Annotated in this window: 16 protein-coding genes; 3 read left to right on the top strand and 13 right to left on the bottom strand. The window is 43.9% G+C overall.

Annotation, left to right across the window (positions count from 1 at the left end; all coding sequences use genetic code 11):
• Window positions 1–409 precede the first annotated feature (409 nt).
• Complete coding sequence (locus NST38_RS20370; RefSeq protein ID WP_083684424.1) at window positions 410–1,291, top strand: helix-turn-helix transcriptional regulator; 882 nt, start codon at window positions 410–412, stop codon at window positions 1,289–1,291.
• Between the two features lie 84 nt (window positions 1,292–1,375).
• On the opposite strand, the gene NST38_RS20375 is transcribed toward NST38_RS20370, so the two are convergent.
• From NST38_RS20375 to NST38_RS20410, 8 genes are all read right to left on the bottom strand, one after another.
• Window positions 1,376–2,434, bottom strand: a complete 1,059-nt coding sequence (locus tag NST38_RS20375) for a hypothetical protein (RefSeq protein ID WP_083684421.1) — start codon at window positions 2,432–2,434, stop codon at window positions 1,376–1,378.
• 2 nt (window positions 2,435–2,436) lie between these two features.
• On the bottom strand, window positions 2,437–7,794 hold the full coding sequence (locus NST38_RS20380; RefSeq protein WP_076250923.1) for an AAA family ATPase: 5,358 nt from the start codon (window positions 7,792–7,794) through the stop codon (window positions 2,437–2,439).
• Between the two features lie 239 nt (window positions 7,795–8,033).
• Window positions 8,034–8,954 (bottom strand): hypothetical protein, encoded by a 921-nt coding sequence (locus tag NST38_RS20385; RefSeq protein WP_076250921.1) that lies wholly within the window; start codon window positions 8,952–8,954, stop codon window positions 8,034–8,036.
• Window positions 8,955–8,962: 8 nt separating this feature from the next.
• Window positions 8,963–10,330 carry a nucleotide sugar dehydrogenase gene (locus NST38_RS20390; RefSeq protein ID WP_036674926.1) on the bottom strand — a complete coding sequence of 456 codons (1,368 nt, stop codon included), beginning with the start codon at window positions 10,328–10,330 and terminating at the stop codon, window positions 8,963–8,965.
• A gap of 154 nt (window positions 10,331–10,484) precedes the next feature.
• Window positions 10,485–11,288, bottom strand: a complete 804-nt coding sequence (locus tag NST38_RS20395) for a response regulator transcription factor (protein WP_076250918.1) — start codon at window positions 11,286–11,288, stop codon at window positions 10,485–10,487.
• A gap of 276 nt (window positions 11,289–11,564) precedes the next feature.
• Window positions 11,565–12,965 (bottom strand): glycosyltransferase family 2 protein, encoded by a 1,401-nt coding sequence (locus tag NST38_RS20400; protein WP_174806433.1) that lies wholly within the window; start codon window positions 12,963–12,965, stop codon window positions 11,565–11,567.
• Between the two features lie 22 nt (window positions 12,966–12,987).
• The gene (locus NST38_RS20405; RefSeq protein ID WP_076250916.1) at window positions 12,988–14,196 is read right to left on the bottom strand and encodes a HEAT repeat domain-containing protein; all 1,209 of its coding nucleotides are present in this window, start codon (window positions 14,194–14,196) and stop codon (window positions 12,988–12,990) included.
• A gap of 26 nt (window positions 14,197–14,222) precedes the next feature.
• Window positions 14,223–16,448, bottom strand: coding sequence for a hypothetical protein (locus NST38_RS20410; protein ID WP_341344042.1), 2,226 nt, complete (start codon window positions 16,446–16,448; stop codon window positions 14,223–14,225).
• A gap of 857 nt (window positions 16,449–17,305) precedes the next feature.
• On the opposite strand from NST38_RS20410, the gene NST38_RS20415 reads away from it, so the two are divergent.
• Both NST38_RS20415 and NST38_RS20420 read left to right on the top strand, forming a co-directional pair.
• The gene (locus NST38_RS20415; protein ID WP_076250911.1) at window positions 17,306–18,550 is read left to right on the top strand and encodes a DNA polymerase IV; all 1,245 of its coding nucleotides are present in this window, start codon (window positions 17,306–17,308) and stop codon (window positions 18,548–18,550) included.
• Window positions 18,547–18,888 carry a YolD-like family protein gene (locus tag NST38_RS20420; protein WP_101313597.1) on the top strand — a complete coding sequence of 114 codons (342 nt, stop codon included), beginning with the start codon at window positions 18,547–18,549 and terminating at the stop codon, window positions 18,886–18,888. The genes NST38_RS20415 and NST38_RS20420 overlap by 4 nt, the downstream gene beginning before the upstream one ends.
• A 216-nt stretch (window positions 18,889–19,104) precedes the next feature.
• On the opposite strand, the gene glsA is transcribed toward NST38_RS20420, so the two are convergent.
• From glsA to NST38_RS20445, 5 genes are all read right to left on the bottom strand, one after another.
• A complete protein-coding gene (glsA, locus tag NST38_RS20425) occupies window positions 19,105–20,046 on the bottom strand; it encodes a glutaminase A (RefSeq protein WP_076250906.1) in 942 nt (313 codons plus the stop codon).
• Between the two features lie 141 nt (window positions 20,047–20,187).
• Entirely contained in the window at window positions 20,188–20,670 is a 483-nt protein-coding gene (locus NST38_RS20430; protein WP_076250904.1) for a GNAT family N-acetyltransferase, read from the bottom strand.
• 260 nt (window positions 20,671–20,930) lie between these two features.
• Complete coding sequence (locus NST38_RS20435; RefSeq protein WP_036675050.1) at window positions 20,931–22,166, bottom strand: L-lactate MFS transporter; 1,236 nt, start codon at window positions 22,164–22,166, stop codon at window positions 20,931–20,933.
• Between the two features lie 180 nt (window positions 22,167–22,346).
• On the bottom strand, window positions 22,347–23,147 hold the full coding sequence (locus NST38_RS20440; RefSeq protein ID WP_047843671.1) for a LytR/AlgR family response regulator transcription factor: 801 nt from the start codon (window positions 23,145–23,147) through the stop codon (window positions 22,347–22,349).
• A 10-nt stretch (window positions 23,148–23,157) separates the two neighbouring features.
• Complete coding sequence (locus NST38_RS20445; protein WP_076251217.1) at window positions 23,158–24,810, bottom strand: sensor histidine kinase; 1,653 nt, start codon at window positions 24,808–24,810, stop codon at window positions 23,158–23,160.
• Window positions 24,811–25,307 lie beyond the last annotated feature (497 nt).

Consider the following 25,307-nt stretch of genomic DNA (forward strand, 5'->3'; position numbering starts at 1 on the left):
CATCATAACAATTGATTTGTCTGTGAGCAATGTCATTTCGCGGCAATTTTATTTTGTCATTTTGTGGTCTTTTCTCAGATTTAGGTCTTCCTGATCTTGAATATATATAAAACCCACCTGTATAATAGGTTTAAATGCATGTTCAAAAAGTCTGATTTTCAGTACCGAGAAGATGGAATGAAGATAGAAATGGAGTAGCGGAGCGTAGGAAAACTACGTGAGCAACCACAATGTTTCCAAAGGAAACATACTTCGTAAGCCTCCCGCTTATTTCGGCTGAATTTCAGCTTCGATGTTGATGATGCCACTAGGCATGATTCGTAATCAAAAGTGGACTTTTTGAACTACATCTGTAAGCGAAACTTTTAGAATGTACAAACGATACTTATACAATAAAGAGGTGTTCCTGATGACCGAGAGCATGAAGGAGGACCACCATGAGTTTTTGGATATTATTTTCTTCACTCCATCTGAATTCGAGAAAGCTGGTGGCGCCTGGCCGATTCGCATCGGACGAAATATAGCCAAAACCAACTATCATATTGGCCCGCGCACTACGCCTTATTATTATTTGCTGTTTGTACTGGAGGGGGAAGGTACATTCATACAGAACGGACAGCGTCATGCCCTTCGTGCCAGGGATGCGTTCTGTCTATTTCCACATGTTACCCATGAGTACTGGACGGACCCGGAAGACACGTTGCAGAAAATATTTATTGCATTTGACGGTGCACATGCAGCCGAGCTACTGTCTCGAATTGGACTTACACCCGACTCACCGTACCGTTCAGGTGTACTGACCCCGGAGACTGCAAGTGCCATGCGCTCGTTCATGGAGGATGTTCGTAAACCGCAGGACGGAGCGAGTGATCTGGGACGACTCACCCGATTTCTAAACCTCTTCGACCGAATTGCCCGGTCACCCGCAACCAAAGGATTGCAACCGGATTCAGCCACGCCTTGGCTCCAGAAAGGCAAGGAATACATGGACATTCATTTTGCAGGCGGCATCTCCGTGGAAGGTGTGTCCGCTCATGCGGGTGTGGATCGAACCCATTTTGCCAAACAGTTCCGCAAAGCCTATGGTCTGTCCCCTGTGCAATATATCCAGCAATTGAAAATGACCCAAGCCAAACGTCTACTCGTGCAGACGCCGCTAAGCTTAACTGAAGTGGCTCATTCCGTAGGTTACCCGGACTTGTTCTCCTTCTCTAAAGCGTTCAAAAAGCAAGTCGGTCTGCCGCCCAATCGCTATCGGACAGCGGAAAATGACTCAAATAAGATTAAATAAAAAATACACCCTAGAATTCATAAATAAACTTGAAGTTTATTTATGAATTCTACAGGTGCAATTTCATTAGTTTTGAGCACAACGTTATTGCATTATAGTATAGCTTTTTAAGCTAAAAATTATCTGTAGTTCTTGGCCATCTAGTATTTTAAGATGAGCAAGATCATTTCTTGAAGCATATATTAACTGAAAAATATCACTATCCTTTTTACTTAGTCCTTCTTTAGTTTTTAAATAATAAAAACGAATATGTCTTAATTCCATATCCTCAGGACGCTTAATTTTTTTCCCAAATTCATCTGTAACAGGTAGTATTGTAACTAATTCATTATAATAAAATTCTATTATTCTTCGCCTTTCCTGCTCAATTATAGGAAATACAGTCTGAATCTGAGCTTCCCATAGGATATATTCAACATTCTTTATGCTATTTAACATTGTTCTAATCTCAGGATCATATTTCGCAATATTATTTAATAATCCTATGGCATCTTCTCCAATCTGTCCTACAGCTAATTTTTTACATATTATAGGGTTATCCACAGATAAGCGTGATACAATCTGCGTAATGTAATTCTTCATCATAACAGACAAATCTGTTTGTTCAGCTAGACAGTAAGAAGCAAATAGTTGCATATCGTAAATGGTAATATAATCCTTAAAATCAAATACAGAGATTTGTTTATTACTTTTCATTAAGCTCTTTTTGTCACCATAAGTCAGCAGAATAGCTCCACTATTAAAAGAGCAATATTTAGCAAATTCTGTCCCAATTTCAATCCATCGCTGGTCTTCTTCAATATTCCTTATAATTATAATTTTCTCATTCAACAAGTTTTTACTAGCCATGGCTTTTGTTAAAGAACCATACATTGGATGATGATCATAATCTGCTGCGTATTTCTCTATTAAAGTATCCTCGAGATTTTCAGACATTTTGTAATCTACCGCATCATAAATATCTATTTGTAAACTACTATTCTTGTGCAGTAGCTTGTCTTTCAATTGAATAAAAAACTGCTCCATATAAGCTGTCTCTTTTAAGATTGTAACTCCACCATCTGAAACAGCTTCAATTGTATCGTGAAGATAACGAGATGGCCCAGAAACTTGATTCCACCAGAGCATTTCACTACTTAACATAACTATGCTCCTTGCTCACTATATTTCAGTAATTGGTCAAATACATTTTCTGAACTACCTAGCATTTGGAAGAAGCTATACCTATTAAAAATATATTTCCCATGTAAACCTTGTTCTTGTCTAAGAATATTCAGCTCATCCATTTCTTCCAAAAGAGCCTTCAAATTATCCTCAGACATTTTGCAAATCTTCTTTATTTCGAAATATTTACATATTTCCATTATTTCTTTTACTGTTGCTCCCTTGTTCACACCCCTTGAATAATAATGATAGGCCATTGCATTAGCCAATATGTCATAGAGATCATCTTTATCTAACTGTAAAGTAATTCGGAATCTATCTTCAATCATTTCTAGAAATTCAGATTGTGATAAAAGAGTTCTTAAATGCTTCTCATCCAACAAATATGGAGGAGAACTATTTATTGAGTAGCTTCCATTTTTATAACTATCTATAGTCGCCTCAATAAGCTTTTGACAATAGAAATGAATAAGGCCTGGGTAATAGTTAGTCTTGGCCAGAATCAAACTTAACATGTGATCATCTCGTTCATCTATACGAAAACCTAAATAATGTAGTGGTTTTTGTAAAAGATCACAAGCATCAGCATAAGCTAAAGGACGGATTGTAATATGTCCCATATGAGCCAATACACTATTTCCACTCAATCGCCGTTTGTTAAATCGAACAACATCTCTTAGACCAGCTAAAATAAATTTGAATTGGTCGTTAAAAGAATCTTTAATTTCCTTAAGTATTTCAAGAGGCCGATTTTCATCTTGCTCACAGCTCGAAAGAAAACGATCTGCTTCATCTAAAAGCAACAACAATTTATTGACAGGCCTTTCTTTATTATTCAATCTTTTCTTCAGTGCTACTTTCAATTCTCCCCAAGTAGAACACTCACGATCTAAAACTCGAGCATAGACAAGTTCTTCACTTATCTTTTTAGGGGCAGTATGACAATTATCTTGCTTCAAGTCTATAAAAACAGCATAACTTCCTTTTTCTGGGTGGTGGTCTAGATTCTTAGCTTGACGAAGTAAAGCCGTTTTTCCAAGTTGTCTCCCCCCATACACAAGCACAGGTCCATTTAAATTCCTTATCCTATTGAGCTCATCTGTTCTTCCAATAAACATTTCTGGTGGAATTATTCCATTTGGAATGTATGGTTGTATGTTACTAAAAGGAAGTGAGACCTGCAACATAACATTTCCTCGCTCCACTTGGTTATATCCAGCAAGAAAGAGCGCCATAACACGATCTATAACAATAATAATTTCAGGAATCCCTCTAAGTTTTACTGATTTGGCAAGAACTCGTCTCTCCACTAAAGGCAAAGCATAGTCTAAGAAAACTATTGTTGAAGCTGCACCGCTTGCACCATATTGAATCAACTCATCTAGTATATTATCAGCAGATCTTGTACCTGCCATATGAATAACACGAATACCTTTCTGAGACGTTTGGGTTCCAAAAGCAGTAAAGGGGTGACTATATTGACCCAATGTTCCATCAATAGTTTTAGGATAGATGAAAAATTCATTTTCTTTACCATTTTCCAATTTATCTATCTCATGGAATGAGAGATGCTTCATAATAGATTCTAAACTTCCAGCACTAGCAATTTTAGACCAAAGTCGAATAAACTCATCCGCATTGGTTGTATTACGATTACGCTGGTTCGCGAAAATACTGGATTTTACTTCTCTCTCGTAAATTCGATTTAAATCACTGCTCTTATTAGAATTACACGCAGTAAATAATGCTTGGTAACGCTGAAAGAACAATCCGAAAGGATCAAAATCATTTTGTTGAATAGAAGGAATATCTTGTTGTCCATTTCCATTGTTGGCTAGTTGAATATAATCCTCTGCCACAGTCATGTTACGTTTTTCTAACATAAGATCTATTTTTTCTAAAATAGGCCACTGTTCAAGCACCTTTTCATTATCTAAATCCTCATCTTGTTCTCTTAGCGCTACATTAAGAATATTGTTTTTAAGTTCTTTTAATCTAACCTGCGTTGCTTCTAAACGTTCTTTGGAATCTTGAAGTATTTGCTTTCTACACGCTTCAAGTAATCTGTTGTAAAAACCAGAATTATTCAACTTTATTGCATGTTGTTCAGCAACAACAGCAAGCCTAAAATAGTTATCCATAATTCCCTTACTTGAAATTTGTCCATAATTTTGTGCTATTTCAACGCTAGTCATAAACTCTTCTTTATAACGTGTAATTTGAGTTGAGAATTTTTTTCTAATATCTACAATTACTAACTCATCTATTGATATTTCTTTATGGAATCTATTAAAAATCAAACCATATCTTCCTAAATCATAATCAAAAAGAGCCTCCATAGCAGCCTTTTGCCAATTTCGCTCTTGATATTCACAATGTTTAATGGCCCTCTCCCATAAACGGAATTCTTTCACATTAGGCAATTCGTGCATCCAATTATCCAATACAGGAATATACTGGTCATCAAGTTCAATTTCACCAGTCAGAAGTAAATTTTCATAAAAGTAATTTTCTTCTGGAGTATCTTCGTTTAATTCTTTATGAATTTGTTTAATTACCGTTGTCAAACAAGTGTGTCCTGGTTTTTCCTGAGTATCAATAATATTTTGTGAAAGTTCATTTAGAATATCCATCATAATCTCATTTGCTCTTTTACGATATTTATTAAGAGCTTCTGGACTAACTACATCCATGTTACTTCTTTTCTCTGCTTCAAGTCGGTAGATATAACACTTCAGTACTGGTGTTACCGCGTCTCTTAGCCAACTACGCTGATGCTCTCGTTCTCTTCCAAGCAGACTAACATTTTTATCGAAATTAGCTTTAAAGTTCATACCATTCCAATAGTTATCAATGAAAACTTCTAGCTTTTTGTCTTCCGGCGTAAAACCACTTGTATGGTGATTAACGGAAAGCATATCTGCCGATATGAACTGTTCACAAAATTCTTTTAATTCATTCATATTAATTGTATAAGCTGTTCTTACTACATTGGTTAAAACACCATTATTTCCATATAACTCCAATACCATCTGATGTGCTTTTTTATGCCCTATTTTAGCTTTAATATTTCTCGTGTTAAATACATTGATTGCTTCTGTAAGCTGAATGTTAATTTGTTCAAGTGTTTTAGTTATGTTCATCTGATCACGTACAGTACCAGATGTACAAAATATAAACCCTACGTTGTGACGTTCAAGGAATAACCAGAAGTGACTAATTAGTTTTTTTAGAGAAGGACAGTTCTGTAAGACTAGGCTAGAGTTGTCACTGTTAATTTGACCCCAACGTGATTTTAAACGATGATCATTGGGATTTTCAGGATTAAAGAAAATACGCAACCACATCGCAACATTTAAATAGTCATTTAGGACCTCTTGGTTCTTCTTAACGGACAGATTAAGTGGTGTATCTACTAGTGCAAACAAGTCATCATACTTACATATAGGGTCCTCTAAAACAAATGAAAGCTTGTCTCTTAATACTTTGTCTTCAACTGAAAATTCAGCAATAGAATGAAGCAATATCATAGCTTCAGCCAACTTATTGTCTGAAAGCATCATTAATGATTTTTCAACAACTGAATACAGATCATCTTTTTCAACATATGGAGTAAACTCAGGTAATGAATCTTCGCCTTCACGTTGAACATAACCTTCAGTTCCGAGACTACTTTCTTCTCCTGACATATGTTGCACTACTTCAATTGTCTTTTCTTGTAACTTTTCGTAGGACATAGATAAATCATCATGTTCGGTAGGACTAAATTTGGGAACATTAACTACTTCTAAATTATGTGAGTTAGTTTCTTCATTAAGCTTTCCATCCTCAACCAAGTTCTTATCTTGCTCAAAGACCACATGGAATTTGTCGTCACCTTTGTAATCACCTAATAATATTTTGTCATTTTCATCAGTCAAGAAATAAACAATGTGATCGTCTACTGACAATTCTTCGCTAAGGTAAAGGCCTTCATGTGTTGATGTTGTCCAAATAATTGGAACACAATCTTTCTTCATCTCTATAATCTGCTTAATTAATTTCAGATCATAAGTATCATCTTTCATAATTGGAGCTATTATAACCAAACGAATCCCTAATTTACGGTATTCAAGATCTCTATGAGGTAATGGAACAAGAGTCTTCCAATTTTCTAAAATAAATCTCGACTTTAATGATTTCTCTAGTAAAAATTGTGCTCGATTAATCAAACTCAACTGACAAGCCACCATATAAATTTCTTCATACTGTTCCAAATCTAAGTAGTCATCTCCTGGATTTCTATAAGAAGGTTTAAGTTTGGAATTTTGTAATAATTGCTTACGACTAGTCTCCTTTTGAAAAGCTTCTGCTCCGACAGAACTCAGGGTGTAGAAAACAGTAACTTGTTCATCATTACTAATCTCCCACGATGTAAGATATCCTTTCTGACATAAACCACTTAGTGCTCTACGATAGTAATCTAATTTGTTATCATTATCTGAACCCGAAGTATCCGAGTTAAATAAGAATAATTCATTTTCGCTGAGTATACCGTGATTATAGATGTAAGTTAACATTAGCTCCGTCGGCCCACGACTTGAAGAAATTCTTTTCAGATCTTGTTCAAATTTACTTACTGAGAATTTCTGTAGTTTCTTTCCTCCAACTTTGTAACTAATCTTAGGATTTACAAGCTGATCCGATGTTATATCATTTTTTTGTGGAATTAGTTCAGAAAATTCAGTCATAGAAGGATTTATAGTCTGCATTTCCATTGTTTCAATATCGTAAATCTTAAATAAACCCTTTTTTAGAGCATAACTTGTAGCGAATCCTATTTCTTTGGTTATACGACTATAATCATTAGCTTCGGGGGTAATTGTACGAAGAGCTATCTTCATTGCTAAATCATACTTTTCACCCAATTCAGTTAATTTTTCACTTGAAGAATAGTTATCGAGTAGCTCTTTCGCTGCAGCTTGTTGTTGTTTAATTTCTTCAATAATATCTTGGTCTATACACTCTAACTTAATGAATTGAAGGATGCTAATTTTAATTTGTTCAATTGCTCCTTTGATTCTTTCATTTTGTTCAATTTCTTCTATTAACACTCTAACATCATTAACATTAACAAATTGTTGTTCATGGTTCATTGATAGATACTCTAGTAGTTCTTTCTGCTCAACAGATAAAACTGATAATACTTCAATCGCATCCCTCATAACTGACTCTGGTGGGAATTGATCGTTTGTGATTTCTTTAATTAATGGCTCAATATAGTCGATTGCTTGCCGACGTAAATGGACTAAAGAATCAACTTTTGCTTTTAAATAGGTATTTCTATTTTGTATAATCAAAATAATTTACTCCGATCTTTTAATTAGATAATAGCTCTATAAATTATAAGGGTGTATTCAATCCTCCTCCTTCTTTTTATAATTCATTAGTACTGATTCTTTAGGATTACTTTTATTAGTATAATACTACTATCATGTCGTTTACTGTCAGATTACGCCGTCGAAAAACAAAAAAAACAGGTTAGTCTGATGAAGGCTCTTTACCCACTTCAGACTAACCTGTTAACGCTGACCTAAAACTATTCCTTCTCCTCATTCTTGCGCGCAAGCGGAATACCGTTCTCCTTGGCATACCATGCTTCATAATGATGCACAGCCACACCTGCAAATGAAGAATGAGAGGTACCCAGATCAAACACCTTTGCCATCTCTTCATTCATATTGCTAACCGGTTTACGGAAAAAGGTCAGGTGATCCCCCTCGTGTGTATCCGCGAGTTCCGCTCCGATCCAGACTTTCTTGCCGAGATCATCCGCTTCGTCCAGTTCTTCCTTGGACAGATCATACATCTGCTGCCCACTATCCCGGTAAGCCATAATAGCCACCGCATCAAAGTGGGAGATCACCCAGCGACTGAATGTACCTCCTTCAGCCGACTGACGGGCATCAAGCCAGAACGGAATGGCAGCGCTCATGTACAGTCCGGCATCCTCGCCGGCTTTTGTCCAGGCCTTCATGTTGTTCTGCCACTCTGCAATGACGCTGCTCTCCTCGTTCTCCCAGCGCTTCAACTGATACGGCTCCACATCCAGTTGAATGCCTTCGAAGCGTTCATTCTTGGCCGAAGCTGCATTGTATGCTCTTACTCGCTCAATAAAAGCAAGCCCTTCATCCCGCTTCTCCTCATAGGCCCAGTCTGCATGACCGTTAAGTCCATGCACTTCAATCTCAGCCTGTCGGGCAGCCGCAATGAATTTGCGGTATGTTGCGTCAGGAACCTCATCCTGGATTTGCAGGAAGATGGTATCCACGCCCTGTTCTTTGGAAAAAGCAATAATCTCAGGTGTCTGCTCTGCAATAATGGACGCGTCCCACAGCCAGGTCGCTTTGTGTTCCTCTGCCGAGAACCATTTGAACATCCAGGACAGAAGCAGCAGGCACAACACCACAGCCAGAATGGCCCATTTCGCCATACCCACCAGTTTGCCCCGTTGCCTCATATATTTCCTCAGACGAGCAACGCTTCACTTGGTTCAAGCACAGGATGCTGTACCGAGTGACCAATCTTGTAGATATGCGGATGTGTGTATGAACGGAACGCATTACGTGTATCCAGAATCGGTACACCCATCTCGGCAATATCAAAGTAAGGCAAATCGCTGTGGTTGGTGATCAGCACGATGCAATCGTACTTCTTGAACTGTTCCAGATTGAACGCTTCGCTGTGTACGGTCTCGCCATGTTTGTCCTGGAAGGAATCCGCATGTGGATCGTAGTAGCTAACGTTAGCTCCACTTTCCTTGAACAGTTCATACACTTCCAGTCCTGGTGATTCACGCAGGTCGGCAATATTTGGTTTATACGACATACCGAGGAGCAGAATATTGGATTTACGTACGGATTTAGCGTATTCGTTCAGAATCGTTGACGTTTTGTTTAGCACATAATATGGCATGTTGTCATTGGTGGATTGCGCCAGCTCAATGAATTTGCTATAGAAACGGAAGCCCTTGGCCTTCCATGACAGGTACATCGGATCAAGTGGAATGCAGTGTCCACCGATGCCTGGGCCTGGATAGAATGGCATGAAACCAAATGGTTTCGTCGCCGCCGCGTCAATAACTTCCCAGATATCGATGCCCATGCGGTCACACATCATCGCCATTTCATTTACAAAGGCAATGTTCACACTGCGGAATGTGTTTTCCAGCAGTTTGGACATCTCAGCCACTTTTGGTGAGGATACCGGTACTACGGTTTCTACATATTTTCCATATAGCGCTGTTCCGAGCTTCAAGCAAGCTTCAGTTGTGCCCCCGATTACTTTCGGCGTATTAAATGTTGTGAAACGTCCGTTCGACGGGTCCACACGCTCAGGCGAGAAGCAGAGGAAATAGTCTTTACCTGCTTCTTGTCCGATCTTGTCCAGCTGCTGCTGGATCAGTTCTTCGGTTGTACCTGGATAAGTGGTGCTCTCCAGCGTAATCAGCATGCCTGGTTTCATGTGCAGTTTGATCTGATCCACAACAGTCTCGATGTAAGACGTATCCGGGTCCTGATTCTCACTAAGAGGTGTCGGTACGCAGATACTGAGGGCGTCGATCACACGCAGCATGCTGTAATCTGTCGTTGGCTGGAAACGACCGCTTTGCATTACTTTTTTCAACTCATCAGACGAAATATCGTGAATATAGGAATCTCCTTGATAGATACTTTCTACTTTGGACGCATCCAGATCAATTCCGATTACCGTGAAACCTTGATTGACCATTTCCACGGCAAGTGGAAGTCCTACGTAACCGAGCCCGACGACGCCGAGTACAGCTTCTTTATTTTCAATCGCATTCAGTAATGTGTGGAATTGTTGATTCTCCATGATATTCCCTCCGGGCAGTGTATTTGGTGGTGCTTAAAATCCATATAAATAGATGAGTGTCTGTGCTCTAAATGTTGCTCTAATCTATCTGATTCATAGTGTAAAAAAAGCTCTTACTTTGCACTTCACACAATCAGCTTATTCAAGCCGTCTTCTAATGCAGGCAGCGTCTGATTCGGGCATCCAGCTCTACAGGCGAGAACGGTTTAGTCATGTAATCATCGACTCCGCTGCGGAAACATTGACTAATCGTCTGCTCGACACGCTGTTCGGTCAACACGACAATTTTGGGTGGCTGCTCCATCTCCAGATTCTGAATATGATGGATGAACGGCAGACCATCGATGCCATACAAATTCAGTTCGGTGAGCACCAGATCTGGTGTGACTTTCTCGATCAACTCCAGTGCAGCCAGTCCATCAACGGCTTCATAGGTTTCGTATCCCTGCATCTTCAACCGCAATTGCAGGAATTCGCGTACCGTCGGATCGTTGTCCACAATCAAAATTCGTTCCGGCTCGTCCGCCGTATTGTCCAGCGTGTAGATATGAATTTCCGACGAATCTACGAGCTTCGAGGACTCAGCCATATGCTGAATAGTTGCCTTCGAAGGGCGCTCCCCTTCCGGGAAACTGGCCAGTGTAATCTGTGGATCGGCACCGGGTACAGTCTCTTGCAACTCATGTTTGATCCGAAGTCCTTCATAATGAACTTCATCCAGTGACAAACCTGGCAGCAGGACGGCAATCGTTTGGGTAGCCCCATCCTTCCATACCTGGAAGGCAGACTCACTCGTTTGCTCCAGATGTGTCCTGACCTGCTGCTCAGGTTGAGAGTTTCCTGCACAATGGATGAACATTAAGCCGCATGTTTCGGCACCCGTTTCCTTCAATCCCTGTTCTACACTTCGGTACACATTAACGGCAGCCTCACGCTGCAATGTCGCCGTATTTGGCATGTTCTTTTCCACCCTTCTCCTCGATTATCTATATAAGTCCAAAAAATATTATTTACACTGACACTCCGATGACAGAACAGCCTTTCGATCACTGTTATCCCCAGATTTTTTGATTCCTTTATACAAGGGGAAATCCGGGGATAAGCGTATGCTTTCGATGCAGCTTTCTTTCAGAAAGCTTTTAGGTGCACGCTTCGCTTCTTCAGGCTTTTTCTGCCCTCTCCGTTATCGTGTAAATGTCTAGTTGGACATATAATTGCTTTGATTATTCTTTACTTAAGCGGCTTCGCTTGTTTTCTTCTCATCCTCGGACCAGCTTTGACGTGTCATAGTACCCCATGAGTTGTTGTTTTGCATGAACTGCACATGTCCCTGCAATCTCCACAGTACGCCGAGCTGGTGGTAACCCACGAATTTCAGCGCGGAGTAGACGAGCATTTTGACCAGATCGGAGAGTTTGTTGTAACGTTTGAAAGCAATCTCCTCCAGGACAAGTGCGCCTACACTCAGCAGATAACCACTCACAAAGTTCAGCAGTCCGAACAGAACCAGAATCGGCCATTGCGTCATATCCAGAAGAACATATCCAGCGAGAGCCAGAAGTCCGGTAATCCGGAAATACGGGTTGAGCGCTTCAAAAAGGACGTTATATGGCATGGTCACCATACCCATAACCTTATACTTCGGATTGAACAACATGCCACGATTCTCGATCATGTTCTTCAGATTCCCGCGGCCCCAGCGCTTACGCTGACTGGACAAGATCCGGTAGGAATCCGGTGCCTGCGTCCAACATACGGCCTCAGGACAGAAGGCAATGCGGTACTTCAATTTGTTTTCCAGCATGTAACGGTGAAGTTTGATGATGATGTTCATGTCTTCCCCAGGATAACCATCCCGGTATCCACCTACGGCGATAACAGCGTCCTTACGGAACATACCGAAGGCACCGGAGACAATGATCAGACCGTTCATGTGACTCCAGCCAATCCGTCCGCCCAGGAAGGCTTTGAGATATTCAATCGACTGGAACATGGGCCAGATTTTGCGTGGCAGCGATACATCTTGTACTGCCCCGTTTTCAATTTTGCAGCCATTAGCGATCCTTACATCTCCACCGATGGCTACCGTCTCTTCCGGATTCTCCATATACATGCGTGCCATGCGGATCAGGGCATCCTTCTCCAGCAAAGAATCGGCATCGATGGAAGAGATCAACGGATAATGGGACAGGTTGATCCCGGCATTGAGGGAATCGGCCTTACCGCCGTTTTCCTTGTCAATGACATACAGATCCGGAAACTCCGGGTTATGATAGATTCCACGAATTTTCTGACAGGCGATCTTGCCCCGAATCTTCGTATTGGGTACTGGCTTCAGACGATATTCCTCCAACAGGATATTTAGCGTGGCATCACTGGAGCCATCATTCACAACAATGACTTCATACGTTGGATAATTCAGCGTCATCAGGCAGTTCACATTTTCAATAATCGTCAGTTCCTCGTTGTATGCCGGTACCAGCAGAGAAACGGAAGGAACCAGTTCCGAGCCTGACAATGTATTGTATTTGGAATAATGCGACCGCCGGAAGATCGTCCAGATGTTACGGAACGATAAGGCCAGAATGGAAAAATAGAGCGTATTTACAAAAACAACATAGTAGATTGCGACCATGCCGTAGATTAATAGTAGATCCCTAAGCAGTGTAATCCCCTCCTACCGTAGCGACACCTGTACGTTTCTTGCTGGTTCTGTTCTCTCGTACAGGGCCAAAATAGCGATCGTACAGCAGTCTTTTTTTGTTATGTGCAATCATCTGCTCTACAGCTCTGTCATCGGTTCTCGTATGCTGCATGGTACTCTCAATCTGCTGCATCGCAATCTCGCGCTCAGCAACTGTACCTTGCACCGCAGCCTGACACAGCGCTTCGAATCCCGGTTCACCGAGCTTGCTCAGACTCTCCGCACTGTTATATCGAACTCTCCAGTCTTCATCCCGAAGCGCTTTGCGCAGCAATGGAATGCTGCCAGATGCATGCTTGTAACCAAGCGCTTGTACCACTTCGGCGCGAACTTCCGGATCGGGGTCCTGGATCAGCTTCAGGATTGTCTCATCCCGGAGTGCCGGACTTGCGCTAAGATACAGCTTCACCGCCTCGGCACGTACATCCTGATGTTCTGCGCCTACCAGTCTGTCGAGTGCAGGCATCACTTCAGGTACAGCCTGTCCCCACATGGCAACCAGTCCGACTTTGACAAAATCAGGATTCCGGTCTTCCAGCAAATCAATTAGAATTCTGCTCGTATCCAGACTCGTTTCGAGCAGAATATCTGCTGCCAGATGGTGAATGGACTTACCTTTGGTTAACAGCAAAGCGAGCATGTCTTTCAGTTCACCTTGCCGAGTCGTACATCTGGAGATGGATCGACCAATCATAATGGCCATCGGGCCCGGTTTCTCATCCTTCAGTAATTCCATCAAACCCGGAACGGCTTCGGGACAACGCATGCCACCCAAGCGATAAGCTGCATCAATCTGGCGACCATAACGCAGACGGCCCAGTTCCTTCAGATCATGCTCTACGAATCCTGCTTCACGGCACAGTGCGATTAATTTGTCGCGATACTCACCCTTGAACTGGTCGATCCATTCAATCAGTCTGTCCTGAATGACTCTGCGTTCCAGCGGAGCCAGTTTGCCTGGTGGCAATCTGAGTGGACTATTCTCGGTCAAGGCTGTTTGCAGATAGGTGAAATAGTCACGCTGCTTCAATTCATAAAATGCCGTCTTACGTCGTTTGCCATTGTGGGACATTTTCATGGCAAACAATACGATGACGCCTACAACAACAAGTGCGATACAGATGTACAAAAACAGATAGGCCAAAGCCAAACTTGGAAACATGTGAAAAGGTCCTCCTTTATACTCTTTTATTCGATCTGAAAACTAGGAATTTTTTCGTAACTCTTCTTCATTTTTTCGTAGCTTAGCTTCAGGCGTTCACTATACTGCACCTGCTCCCAAGGCTGCCAGCTATATACCGGCAAAGTCTTCAGGTCCAGGGTCGTCTGTTCACCCCCAGGCCAAGATACGTTCTTCGTGGCGCGTTCCGTTAACCACGGAATGAGGGTAACGCCTTCCACAGCAACTGTGGAGAACTCACGTCCATTCTTGAGCGGTCCATAGTCGATCGCTTGCAGCGAACTCGGATCACCGAACCCAAGCAGCATCCAGGGAATTCGCATCTCCACTTGATTGCCATTATACTGCCATGCCGTTAATGAATCCGTATCAGGTTGGCCGGGAGCCGTCGTTCCCCGCTTCAATGTTCCGACCTTTTCATTCATGAACGGTTGAGCAGATCGGGTATCCGGCGGTGTCATCCTTAGGCTGACTGCCAGATTCCATGGGTGGAACGGATCTGCGGAATCTGACTGCTGATCTGGCAGCATGTCGTATCCTTCTTTGCCGTACAGACGCTGATTAAAGTCATAATCCTTGGCAATCTCCACCTGTGATTCTTCATCCTGCCCCAGTGTAATCACTGTCTCAAGACCATCACTGAGTGTCCGGCCCGGGAGTAACTTATCAGTCTGACTGCCTCCAGCAAGTGTATCTGTGCCAATTCGCAGCACTGTCTTCTCCGGGTCAAAAGGTTGATCCAAGGTCAGCCCAATATACAGATAGGCTTCATCATGGGTCATCTTCATTTCTTGAATGCCGTCCACTTGGCCCTGCCAGGTCGTGACCTCTTCATCCTTCAGATCATCCCAGTCATCCAGTGATCCGTCGATGGTCAACTGTTCCTGTTTACCGGGGTCCATGGCAAGCAGACCAAACATCTTCTCGTTTGTCAGCACGTTCAGCCAATATGCACGGCGATCAGCCGGGATTTCCAGTGGCATCGTGTTCCATGTTTTTTTGAACCATTCATCCTGCCACATGAACACAATGGCTCCCGAATACCCCTCATCATAGATATCCTGCGTCAGTGACGCGTCAATATCTCCCTGCTCTACTTCGTTATGTCCACCCTGATTCCGTCCACCCATACCCAGATGGGAAATACCAAGAGAAGAGGGTACGCCATACTCTGTAATCATTACAGGCATATCGGAAAACTCGGCTTTTAGTTTGCGCAGATAACTTTTGTACGTGTTGTACTCACCGTTCTCATCCTTGATGGTTTGGAGTGTTTTATCGATATGGAACAGATCCGGGTAATACGGGTACACATGGTAGGCTGCAAAATATCCACCCTGCCACGCCTCCGGCTGAATATGACGGGCATCCACACTGACGAGATCCTCTTCATACAGCGGCTCGCCGGGATGATCCAGCACATCGGTGGTTACCCAGTTGGTGAAGGTCATCGGATGCTCCCACCCATACTTCTTCTCCAGGACCGCCGTATGATCCAGCAACTCTGCCAGCCAGTTCTCAAACGGTGACGCTTCTGGACTCGCCGAGAAATGAACTCCCTTGTACTGCGGCACGTCTGCATGTTTTGCGTTTGTGTTGTCTACCATCGCCGGGTCCCATTCCGTCCCCACATGCCAGGCCATCAGGTATTTTCCTGCATTTGTTTTATATTTGCCGCTGGACTCTCCCTGCTTGGCAGGAATGTCCGCATCGCCATAGACAGCAGATACGGCCTTTTCAATCTCCTGCTTGAACGTCTGCTCAATATGCGCCGCATAGGCATCCTGCTTCTCAATTAACTCTTCTTCAGGTGACCATATGCCCTGTATAAAATATAACGGTTGCTCCCGGCCGCGGTTATATTCGACTAATGCGGAGTAGAAAATCGGTTCGTGAACCGTGTATACCCGGATTACATTGGCTCCCAGATCCTCGATCTGCTGGAACCACCGCAAGTAATCCTCTTTGGTCAGCGGGAATTCTCCCGGGTAATGCCCCGGTGAAGTTGCGCCCAGGTTGACACCTTTGACGAACATCTCCCTCCACGTTCCATCTGGCCCGTATTCCATGAACCGGTCTCCATCGGTCTTGAATTTCATCTCCGTGCCGTTCTCCGCTGTGTACGTAACGAGCTTGGGTTGCATATAGTGCCATCCGGCAAATATTCCACCGGTCACCACCACTGCTCCTGTCAACACCGTTAATAACCAGCGTCTTCGTCTTTGTCTGCTCATGTCTTTAGATTGCTCACCTCTCTAATATGCATCCTGCTTCAACATCGAATGGTCCAACATGAAGTTTACGAATCTTTCCGCTTCGGATGTCCGCTTGGTAGAGATGTCAGCGGTGTAGTTCTCACTATAGCGCTAAGACTCTGCATTTGTAACTAGGCTGATGGAAGCAAACATGAAATGGAACATTCTGCCCATAATTCGTAAAAAGCGCCATCAACTAGCACCCGAAAGCCTCCAGGATACGACTGATTCCCAAACGCTAATATTTGCTGGGATCGCATGGATTAAATGGCCTGCTGATCTTGCACTTCTGGAACCTTTATTGTTATGTGCAACGCGGGTACAGGCAACGTTTGCCGTTTGAACACATACCCCATTAAACGCGAGTCATATGTTAAAGTTGCGGACCTTTTTACAGTATTAACCATAAAGATTACAAAATTGATACTATAGTCCGATAACGCATCAGCGATATTCCGCGTCACATCAAGGTTTTCTGAAAAATGCAGAAAACCAAAAAAGGACGTCAGTCCCCCTCTATAGGACTGTACCCATTTATAAACCTTTTACAAAAACCTAAATGAACGCCCGGTCATCACCCAGAGGTCACAGATCTCTCACATTAAATGTAAAAAAGCACATCTTATTTCCTAATTTCTGCCTCTAATATGGCTAACCCATAATTGTGTCCAATTTGCAAAATAATTCCGGTTGCCGCATTTCGAATTGTCAGATATGCTTATAAAACAAGAACACTTGTTCCATACTGTGAATAAACTGTTAATTATCGATGTTCAAATGAAAATAATTGCTTCTTAACATAAGAGCTTAGCATCACGAATAAGGAGAGAAGTCTTATGCCCCGCCAAGACAGACGTGTCATCATGCTGGCAGACTGCCAGTCATTCTATGCCAGTGTGGAGAAGTCTGCACATCCCGAATACAAGGACCGCCCCCTCGTAGTCGCGGGAGATCCGGCGCGCCGTTCGGGTATTATTCTTGCGGCCTGTCCACTCGCCAAGTCCTATGGAATTACGACAGCAGAACGACTGGGCGAAGCGCTCGCCAAATGTCCGGATGTTGTTGTTGTTCGCCCCCGGATGGCCGAGTACATTCGGGTGTCCCTTCATATTACGCGTATCCTTCAGTCTTACACCGATCTGGTGGAACCCTATAGTATTGACGAACAGTTCCTCGATGTCACCGGAAGCCTGGATCTGTTCGGCAGCCCCGAGACGATTGCGCGCAGCATTCAATCGAGGGTGATGGATGAGACGGGTGTGTACATTCGAATCGGTATCAGTGATACCAAGGTCGTTAGTAAGATGGCCTGTGATCTATATGCCAAAAAAGTCCCTGGCGGAATCTGCACGTTGCCTCGCAAAGATCTGCCGTCCACCATCTGGCAGAAGCCTGTACGAGACATGTTCATGGTTGGTTCCCGCATGGCGCAGCATCTCTACAAGATGGGCATTCATACCATTGGTGATCTGGCCCAGACCCCACTGTCCCGACTAAGAGAACGTTGGGGGGTGAATGGCGAGGTACTGTGGCGTATCGCTCGCGGTATTGACGATTCCCCGGTCAAACCCGGGACCTATGCTCATCAGCAGCAGGGGATCGGACATCAGATGACGCTACCCCGGGACTATGACTCCTGGGAAGATATCAAAGTGGTACTGCTTGAACTGGCGGAACTCGTCAGTCGACGTTCCCGGGACAAATCACTCATGGGCCATGTGGTCTCGGTTGGATGTCGCGGACAGGATTATGATCGACCAACCGGTTTCTCCCGCCAGATGAAGGTGAATGAACCCACCAACATTACGGATGAAGTATACGATGCGGCAGCAGCTCTGTTCCTGCGCCATTGGGACGGATTACCCATCCGCCGCATCAGCGTGTCATTGACCGGACTTGTACCCGATTCCGAAGTGCAGCTGTCCTGGTTTGATGACCGCGAACGCAAAAGAGAACTGGAACGTGCCACAGATGATATCAAGCGCAGGTACGGAGAAACCGCCATTATGCGGGCTTCCTCCCTCTGCTCGTCCGCGCAAGCCCATGAACGTTCTCATAAAATTGGAGGTCATTATAAATGAGTAAAAAATTGCAGCAAAACGGTATCTTCGAGTCCTCACGCATGATGCTCCCCGAACACCGGGAAGCCTACATTCTTCATCAGGAACAACTTGCTCCTCGTACCCGCCCATCTCTGGATGCCCAGGCCGCGGAAGAAATGTCCCGTTTGCTCAGCAACTCGATGATGCTTGGAGATAGGGTCACTATTACGTTGTTTCACGAACATGATGATATTCGTTACACGGGGCAAGTGCTTCGACTGGACCGTCCGGCTCGTACCCTCAGACTGCTGATGGAAGATGGGGCCCGGGATATTCAGATGAACCTCATTACAGATGTGGCCCTAGCCGATGACTGAAGGGAGATATACCCACCCCGATGTTGTGGATATTCCATGATAGATGCAACATAGCCGTTGCCATGCAGGACTGTCTTCCTACACTTCCAGGTGAATACCAAAAGCAGCCGACGAGACATACCCAGACCATTCACTTCGTTCTAAAGAAGCAAAATATCAGATATGTGATTCATCGGCTACATATAAGGGTAATGCTTCTTTTTTCTGAAAAACTTCTTAGAAAAAGCTCCAGTCAAATTCCTTTGACAGACGCTCCAGCAGATGCACACCGGCAATACTGTTGCCTTTGCGATTCAGAGCCGGGCCAACAAGACCTATGCCGAATTGTCCCGGTACAAGGGTCAATATCCCTCCGGATACTCCACTTTTGGCGGGCAAGCCGACCTCGATGGCAAATTCGCCTGATGCATTATACATACCACAGGTGGTCATGAAGGTTTTGGCAATCTGAACATAGCGACGAGGGATGAGTTCTTCTCCCGTAATTGGATCTGTTCCATTATAGGCCAGAACGAGTGACATTCGAGACAGATCTGCACACGTCACTTCAATGGAGCAATGACGGAAATACACGGCAAGCACGTCTTCAACATCATCCTTAATGACCCCGTTGTGCTTCAAAAAGTAGCCAAGTGAACGATTCATATGACCGCTCTCCGATTCGGACTGAAACACCTCTTCGTTATAGCCCAGCTGATCATTATTCGCCAGTTTGCGGAAAAACTCCAGAATGCGGCGTGATTTCTCTTCCTTACAGTCTCCTCCAACAAGCGAGGACACCGTAATCGCACCCGCATTGATTAATGGATTAAACGGAATACCGGGTTCGACTAGTTCAAGCTTGATCATCGAATCGTAATCGTCGCCTGTGGGTTCTTTTCCTACATTAAAGAAGACTGCTTCTTCACCATGGTCCATTAAGGCCAGAATAAGGGTAAATACTTTAGAGATACTTTGCATCGTAAATGGGACACCGCAATCCCCTGCCGACACATAGTTCCCATCGGCGTCCATGATATGTATACCAAGCTCATCCTGAGAGGCTTTGACAAGCTCCGGGATATAAGAAGCCACCTTACCCTGCCCGGTGTGCAGACGACTGGTCTCCAGCCACTCCGGCAGCAATGCATTCAGACGTTCCATGGTTGAATTGCTCATATGTCATCTCCTCCACATCTCTATATAAGAAAGCATCTTGCATGAAATGTGCATGGTGAACCCATGTACATGATGATAATGAGTTCTAGCCCTCTCATGCAAGATGCCCTATGTTATCTGATTATCCTCAGAACAGTTCCTTTACCGCTTCATTTGAAGATTCAACTCCAAAATCTCACCAGGAAGACCATCGTAATCACCTGTCCAGGTGGATACAAAGTTCTGCCTGGTCAAGATCCGGCGGGAAGCAGCGTTACCCGGATCGATAACTGCATAGAGTGATCCAATCCCTGCGGCTTGTGCCTGAATAATCAACCGTGACGCTATGGATGTGCCTTGACCTTTGCCCCAATGTTCAGGTAGGATCATGTAACCTATCTCAGCCTTGGTCGGGTCCTCCTGATCCGGAATCAATTTGGCATACGCCACACCGGCACCATCTTCACTAAATACCCGGTAATGTCCGCAAGTGGAACGCTCATTAAAATCCAGCATGGACTCAAATTGCGTTCTCGCCTCTTGCTCAGGTATTGCACGTTCTGTAATCTGTTTCATTACTTCCATATTGGAAACCAGTGCATAATAATCATCAAAATCAGGTTGTGTGTATTTAATGAACTTCATGTTGTGCCTCCTCTGGGGTACATAACTTATCTTGGTCTTGTTGAATTCACCTAGAGTATAACAGATGCGAATGATGGAATGCACACAAGGCACCACGCTTGCAGGCAGCCAGATGGTCCGATAGGCCAACAGTCCGGCAATCTGACAACTGTAGATACCAAAAAGCGGCCTCATCTGGACACCGCTTTGTTTACTTTGTTTTTTAATTTGCTTTTTAAGATGAAGAAATATTCTCTGTTCCGTACTTCCAGTGCATGTTGTTAGCTTGCCCGTGATGAAGGGTTAAGGTTCATCTGTTTTTCACGTTGACGTGCACGACGACCTTCACCTGGAGGGGTGATGATCAGTGCGAGCAACAGCGAGACAGCGCAGAGTACAGCAATCACAATGAAGGTCAGATGGAATCCGCCCAGCAGGGCGCTGATGAATGATCCAGCCAAAGCACCAAATCCAAATCCCTGATAGATGACGCCATAGTTTTTGCTTTGATTTTTCAATCCGAAGTAATCGGCCACAATCGCCGGGAATACCGTAATGTTACCGCCGAAGCAGAATGCAACGGCCGCCACACAGGCGAAGAAGATCCCGAAGGTCAGTGGAACCAGACTAAGTGTCATGACAGCTACGGCTGTAACCAGCAGCGCACCAGCGATGACTTTCATTCGTCCTACTTTATCCGACAACGCACCGAGAATAATACGTCCTGCCGTGTTAAAGATTGCAACCATGGCCACTGCGTTTGCAGCGGTAGCTACATCAAGACCTGCAAGCTGTACACCGATATCTTTGACAATACCGATCAGATACAAACCGCTCATACACGCCGTGAAGAAAATAACAAACAGCATGTACGCTTCTTTTGTACGCAGCATCTCTTTCACCGTGTAATCATGACGTGCTACGACTTGTTTGGATCCTTCCTTGCTTGCCGGAGCCTGTTCACGAACAACCGCTTCGCGGATCAGGAATGATCCCGCAACGACCAGAACAAGAACAATAATGCCCCAATACATAAATGCCTGAGCAGGACCAACGGCACCAATCAATGCCGTGTTCACATATTTGAACAATAAACTACCGGTACCAAAGGCGCCGACCGAGATCCCCGAGATCAGACCTTTACGCTCCGGGAACCATTTGATCAGATTAGACAGCGACGTAATGTACGCCGTACCATCTGCAAAACCAACGACAAATCCAGCCAAAATGTACAGCAGTGTTAACGAAGTGACTTGGGAACTCAGAATAAGACCCAACCCGAGCACAACCCCAGCTACACGGATCAGACGCTGAAGACCCCAACGTTCCTGCAATCGTCCTGCAAACAATGTGGCAAAAGCCAAAGCAAAACTGGTAATTGAAAAAGTTATCGCGACCGAGCTGACGTCCCATCCGAAACGATCAGACAACGGTTGATTAAATAAACTCCAAGTATAGATGGTTCCAAGACCCATTTGTACAATGATGGTCCCCAATACAATAAGCCAGCGGTTCATTTTTGTAGGTGCAGAAGTTGATTCAGGTGTTGATGAAACGGATGAAATTGTTGCTTTCATCGTGATCTCCCCTTTGCCGATGTCATATACATGAATGCGTTCACAAGCTAATCATACATGAAAGGGGATTCATCACACCGTTTTGAGCATGAGTTGCATCAGATGCGGAATGAAATGCTTCTAGATGCGCATGAGTTGCCTGAATTCTTTGACCTTCCCACGACTCACGGGCACTTCAGCTTCCAAATCGCGCAGGCGGAGCAGATACGTATTGTTGAACCAAGGTACAATTTCACGGATTTGCGACAGATTTACGACGTACGAACGGTGGCAGCGAAAGAACGTATCCTGTGGCAGACGGCTGTGAAAATCCGATATGCTCACTGGCATGGTGAACTCCCCATTTTTGGTATATACCTTCGTCACTTTCTCTTGTGCTTCCGCATAGTAGATATCTGCCGTATCCGTAACAATAATATTGTCATTCCGCAGCAAATTAATTCTTCTGTCTGTATGGGAATTCGTATCTCGTTCTCGTACCAGTTCACCATGCGCAGCAGATCCGTCCGCCGTAGGGGCTGGTCCATCCTCAACATGTTGCTCCACCGGCGCATGATCACGTTTGAATGCAAGTTCCAGCTTATGGAGCATTGCAGCAATTCGTTTCTCGTCATACGGCTTCAGAATATAATCAAACGCCTCCAACTCAAAGGCTTCCGCTGCATGTTCCTTATATGCCGTAGTAAATACAATGTAGGGTTTCGTTGCAAACTTTCCAATATGATGGGCCAGCATCATACCGTCCAGCGAGGGAATATTGATATCGAGAAAAATAACATCAACTTCTTGTTCTTGCAAAAACTTCAGTACATCTAGCCCATCTTCAAGGCGATCCACCACTTCAATCTGACTATGTTCCTGGATTAAATAATTCAATTCTTCACTTGCCAGAATCTCATCTTCCACAATAAGAGCTCTCATTGATCCATCATCACCTTGTTACGACATCTCCTTTGGGCACATCAAATAAAATATTGGTTCCTTGTTCCAGCCGCGTAATGGTTACACCTTGTCCGTAGATAAGCTTGACCCGTCGATGCACATTGTATAGCCCGATCTGGTTACCAGGCATACGGTCGTGGTAGACACGTTCAATAATATCTGCACTGATGCCTGCACCTGTATCACTGACACTAATTCGCACAAACTCCGGATAATCTTGTACCCGAATTCGAACAGTCCCGGGTCCTTTGACCTTGAGAATGCCATGAATAATTGCATTTTCGACGAGCGGCTGGATAACGAGACTCGGAATATGCACCGCGACCTCATCAATGTCATAGATCACGTTAAGTCGGCTACCAAAGCGAGCTTTCTCAATCTCTACATAATTACGGACCTGCTCCAGTTCCTTATGAATATCAATTAACTCATCCGACAGCTCCAGATTGTAGCGCATGTACCCGGATAGGTTCACAATCAGCTCGCGCGCTCGATCCGGTTTGGTTCGGATGGACGATGCAATCGCATTTAATGCATTAAACAGAAAATGAGGATGAATGGTTGTCTGTAACGCACGTAGCTCTGCTTTGTTGGCAGCAGCCTTGATCTCCTCTACCCGCGATACCTCCATCTGGGTCGAAATGATCTGTGACAGACCTACAGCCATCGTTTGTAATGGATACGTAATTTTGTACGCTTTGCGATAATAGATTTTGAGCGCACCTGTAATGTCTCCTCGTTCTTTGAGCGGAATGATTAACAGCGAGTGGATATCGGGTGTTTTTTCATCAATCACATCATTACTGATCGTAATCTCCCCGCTGGATATTGTCTTCTTGGTCATCTCACTTATAATTTCATTACCGATATGATATCGTTCTTCACCAAATCCTACATACGCCAGTACATTCCGGGTATCCGTAATTGCAACCGCATCGGCCTGAATATCCTCCTGAATAATCCGGCAAATTTTGCGCAGAGAATCCTCATCAATCGAACGGAAATAAGGCAAGGTTTTGTTTGCAATCTCCAGTGCCAGCTTCGCCTGACGAGCTGCAATCATCTCTTTTTCCCCTTCGACACTCTGTACCAAGAGCACAATCAGCCCAATGTTGACTTCACCCAGAATCATAGGCAGCGCAATCTGCGAGACAATATCGGCACCCAGTGGATCGGGATAGGAAAATAGCAGGATTAATAACATCGTGAGCGCTTCACAGATCATTCCAGCACCAATACCGATGATCCACCGCTTGGGCTTGGGCGTGTACTTATGTATATATCCGGAGACCAGACCCGCCAGGATACTTGTGATCAGACACGGTATAGCTGTGACTCCATCCATATCAATCAAATACCGATGTACCCCGGAGACAATCCCCGTAATAATACCCACAGGCGCTCCGAACAAAATACCACCCGATAACACGGCGATGATCCGTACATTCACCAGTGAACCTTCAACATTAATGCCCGTATATGTCCCGAAAATGGCAAAAGCACAGAATAACAAGGTAACCGCAATAGACTCCTGCCACCTTAATTTCCCCTTTTGCAGAATCTGCCTAAACCTTGGCACCCTCGACAGAAAGAATAAAAATATAATCAACAGCGCCGCCCGTTCAAATAAACCCAGCAGCATCGTAAACATTTCCAATCGTACTTCCTCCACATCTGTTTGAAAAATAAAATGCATATCAGCACAGCCACGCCTTTTTTGACGTAAAATCCAGGACATTAATCCATAAGGCTAGTACGCTCGTATGCAACAGTTTACCGCTCTCCCCGGAGGAAAGCAAAGTCCATCCTGTGAAAATACATCAACTATATTGCACCAAGCACACCATAGTTCGTCCCTTAACTTCTATGAAAATGTCCGACTCCAAAAAAACCTATGTTATAATTAGTTGTCATGTTATTCCAATTATTCAATGAAATTAATACAGAAAGGTGTTCATTCATGCTTGCCATTCTACTCCTGGGTTCACTTCTGCTCTTTAGTTTTTTATGGTACACCCTATACTTTATCTCCAAAAGAAGCCAACATCCCGATCGCTCATCGGCGATTGTCCTGCGAATAATCTTAAGCATCTCAACTCTGACACTCATCGTTCAAGTCTACAACCTTAAAGGAAACCC

Source organism: Paenibacillus sp. FSL H8-0104, assembly GCF_038050215.1.
In the GTDB taxonomy this organism is placed as follows: Bacteria; Bacillota; Bacilli; order Paenibacillales; family Paenibacillaceae; genus Paenibacillus; species Paenibacillus amylolyticus.

Excerpts from the sequence above, each read along its gene's own strand:
- NST38_RS20415 (WP_076250911.1), top strand. The coding sequence starts at position 17,306 with ATGCCCCGCCAAGACAGACGTGTCATCATGCTGGCAGACTGCCAGTCA.
- NST38_RS20390 (WP_036674926.1), bottom strand. The coding sequence starts at position 10,330 with ATGGAGAATCAACAATTCCACACATTACTGAATGCGATTGAAAATAAA.
- NST38_RS20400 (WP_174806433.1), bottom strand. The coding sequence starts at position 12,965 with ATGGTCGCAATCTACTATGTTGTTTTTGTAAATACGCTCTATTTTTCC.
- NST38_RS20375 (WP_083684421.1), bottom strand. The coding sequence starts at position 2,434 with ATGTTAAGTAGTGAAATGCTCTGGTGGAATCAAGTTTCTGGGCCATCT.
- NST38_RS20370 (WP_083684424.1), top strand. The coding sequence starts at position 410 with ATGACCGAGAGCATGAAGGAGGACCACCATGAGTTTTTGGATATTATT.
- glsA (WP_076250906.1), bottom strand. The coding sequence starts at position 20,046 with ATGAGCAATTCAACCATGGAACGTCTGAATGCATTGCTGCCGGAGTGG.
- NST38_RS20395 (WP_076250918.1), bottom strand. The coding sequence starts at position 11,288 with ATGCCAAATACGGCGACATTGCAGCGTGAGGCTGCCGTTAATGTGTAC.
- NST38_RS20410 (WP_341344042.1), bottom strand. The coding sequence starts at position 16,448 with ATGAGCAGACAAAGACGAAGACGCTGGTTATTAACGGTGTTGACAGGA.
- NST38_RS20430 (WP_076250904.1), bottom strand. The coding sequence starts at position 20,670 with ATGAAGTTCATTAAATACACACAACCTGATTTTGATGATTATTATGCA.
- NST38_RS20435 (WP_036675050.1), bottom strand. The coding sequence starts at position 22,166 with ATGAACCGCTGGCTTATTGTATTGGGGACCATCATTGTACAAATGGGT.
- NST38_RS20405 (WP_076250916.1), bottom strand. The coding sequence starts at position 14,196 with ATGTTTCCAAGTTTGGCTTTGGCCTATCTGTTTTTGTACATCTGTATC.
- NST38_RS20385 (WP_076250921.1), bottom strand. The coding sequence starts at position 8,954 with ATGAGGCAACGGGGCAAACTGGTGGGTATGGCGAAATGGGCCATTCTG.
- NST38_RS20445 (WP_076251217.1), bottom strand. The coding sequence starts at position 24,810 with ATGCTGCTGGGTTTATTTGAACGGGCGGCGCTGTTGATTATATTTTTA.
- NST38_RS20420 (WP_101313597.1), top strand. The coding sequence starts at position 18,547 with ATGAGTAAAAAATTGCAGCAAAACGGTATCTTCGAGTCCTCACGCATG.
- NST38_RS20440 (WP_047843671.1), bottom strand. The coding sequence starts at position 23,147 with ATGAGAGCTCTTATTGTGGAAGATGAGATTCTGGCAAGTGAAGAATTG.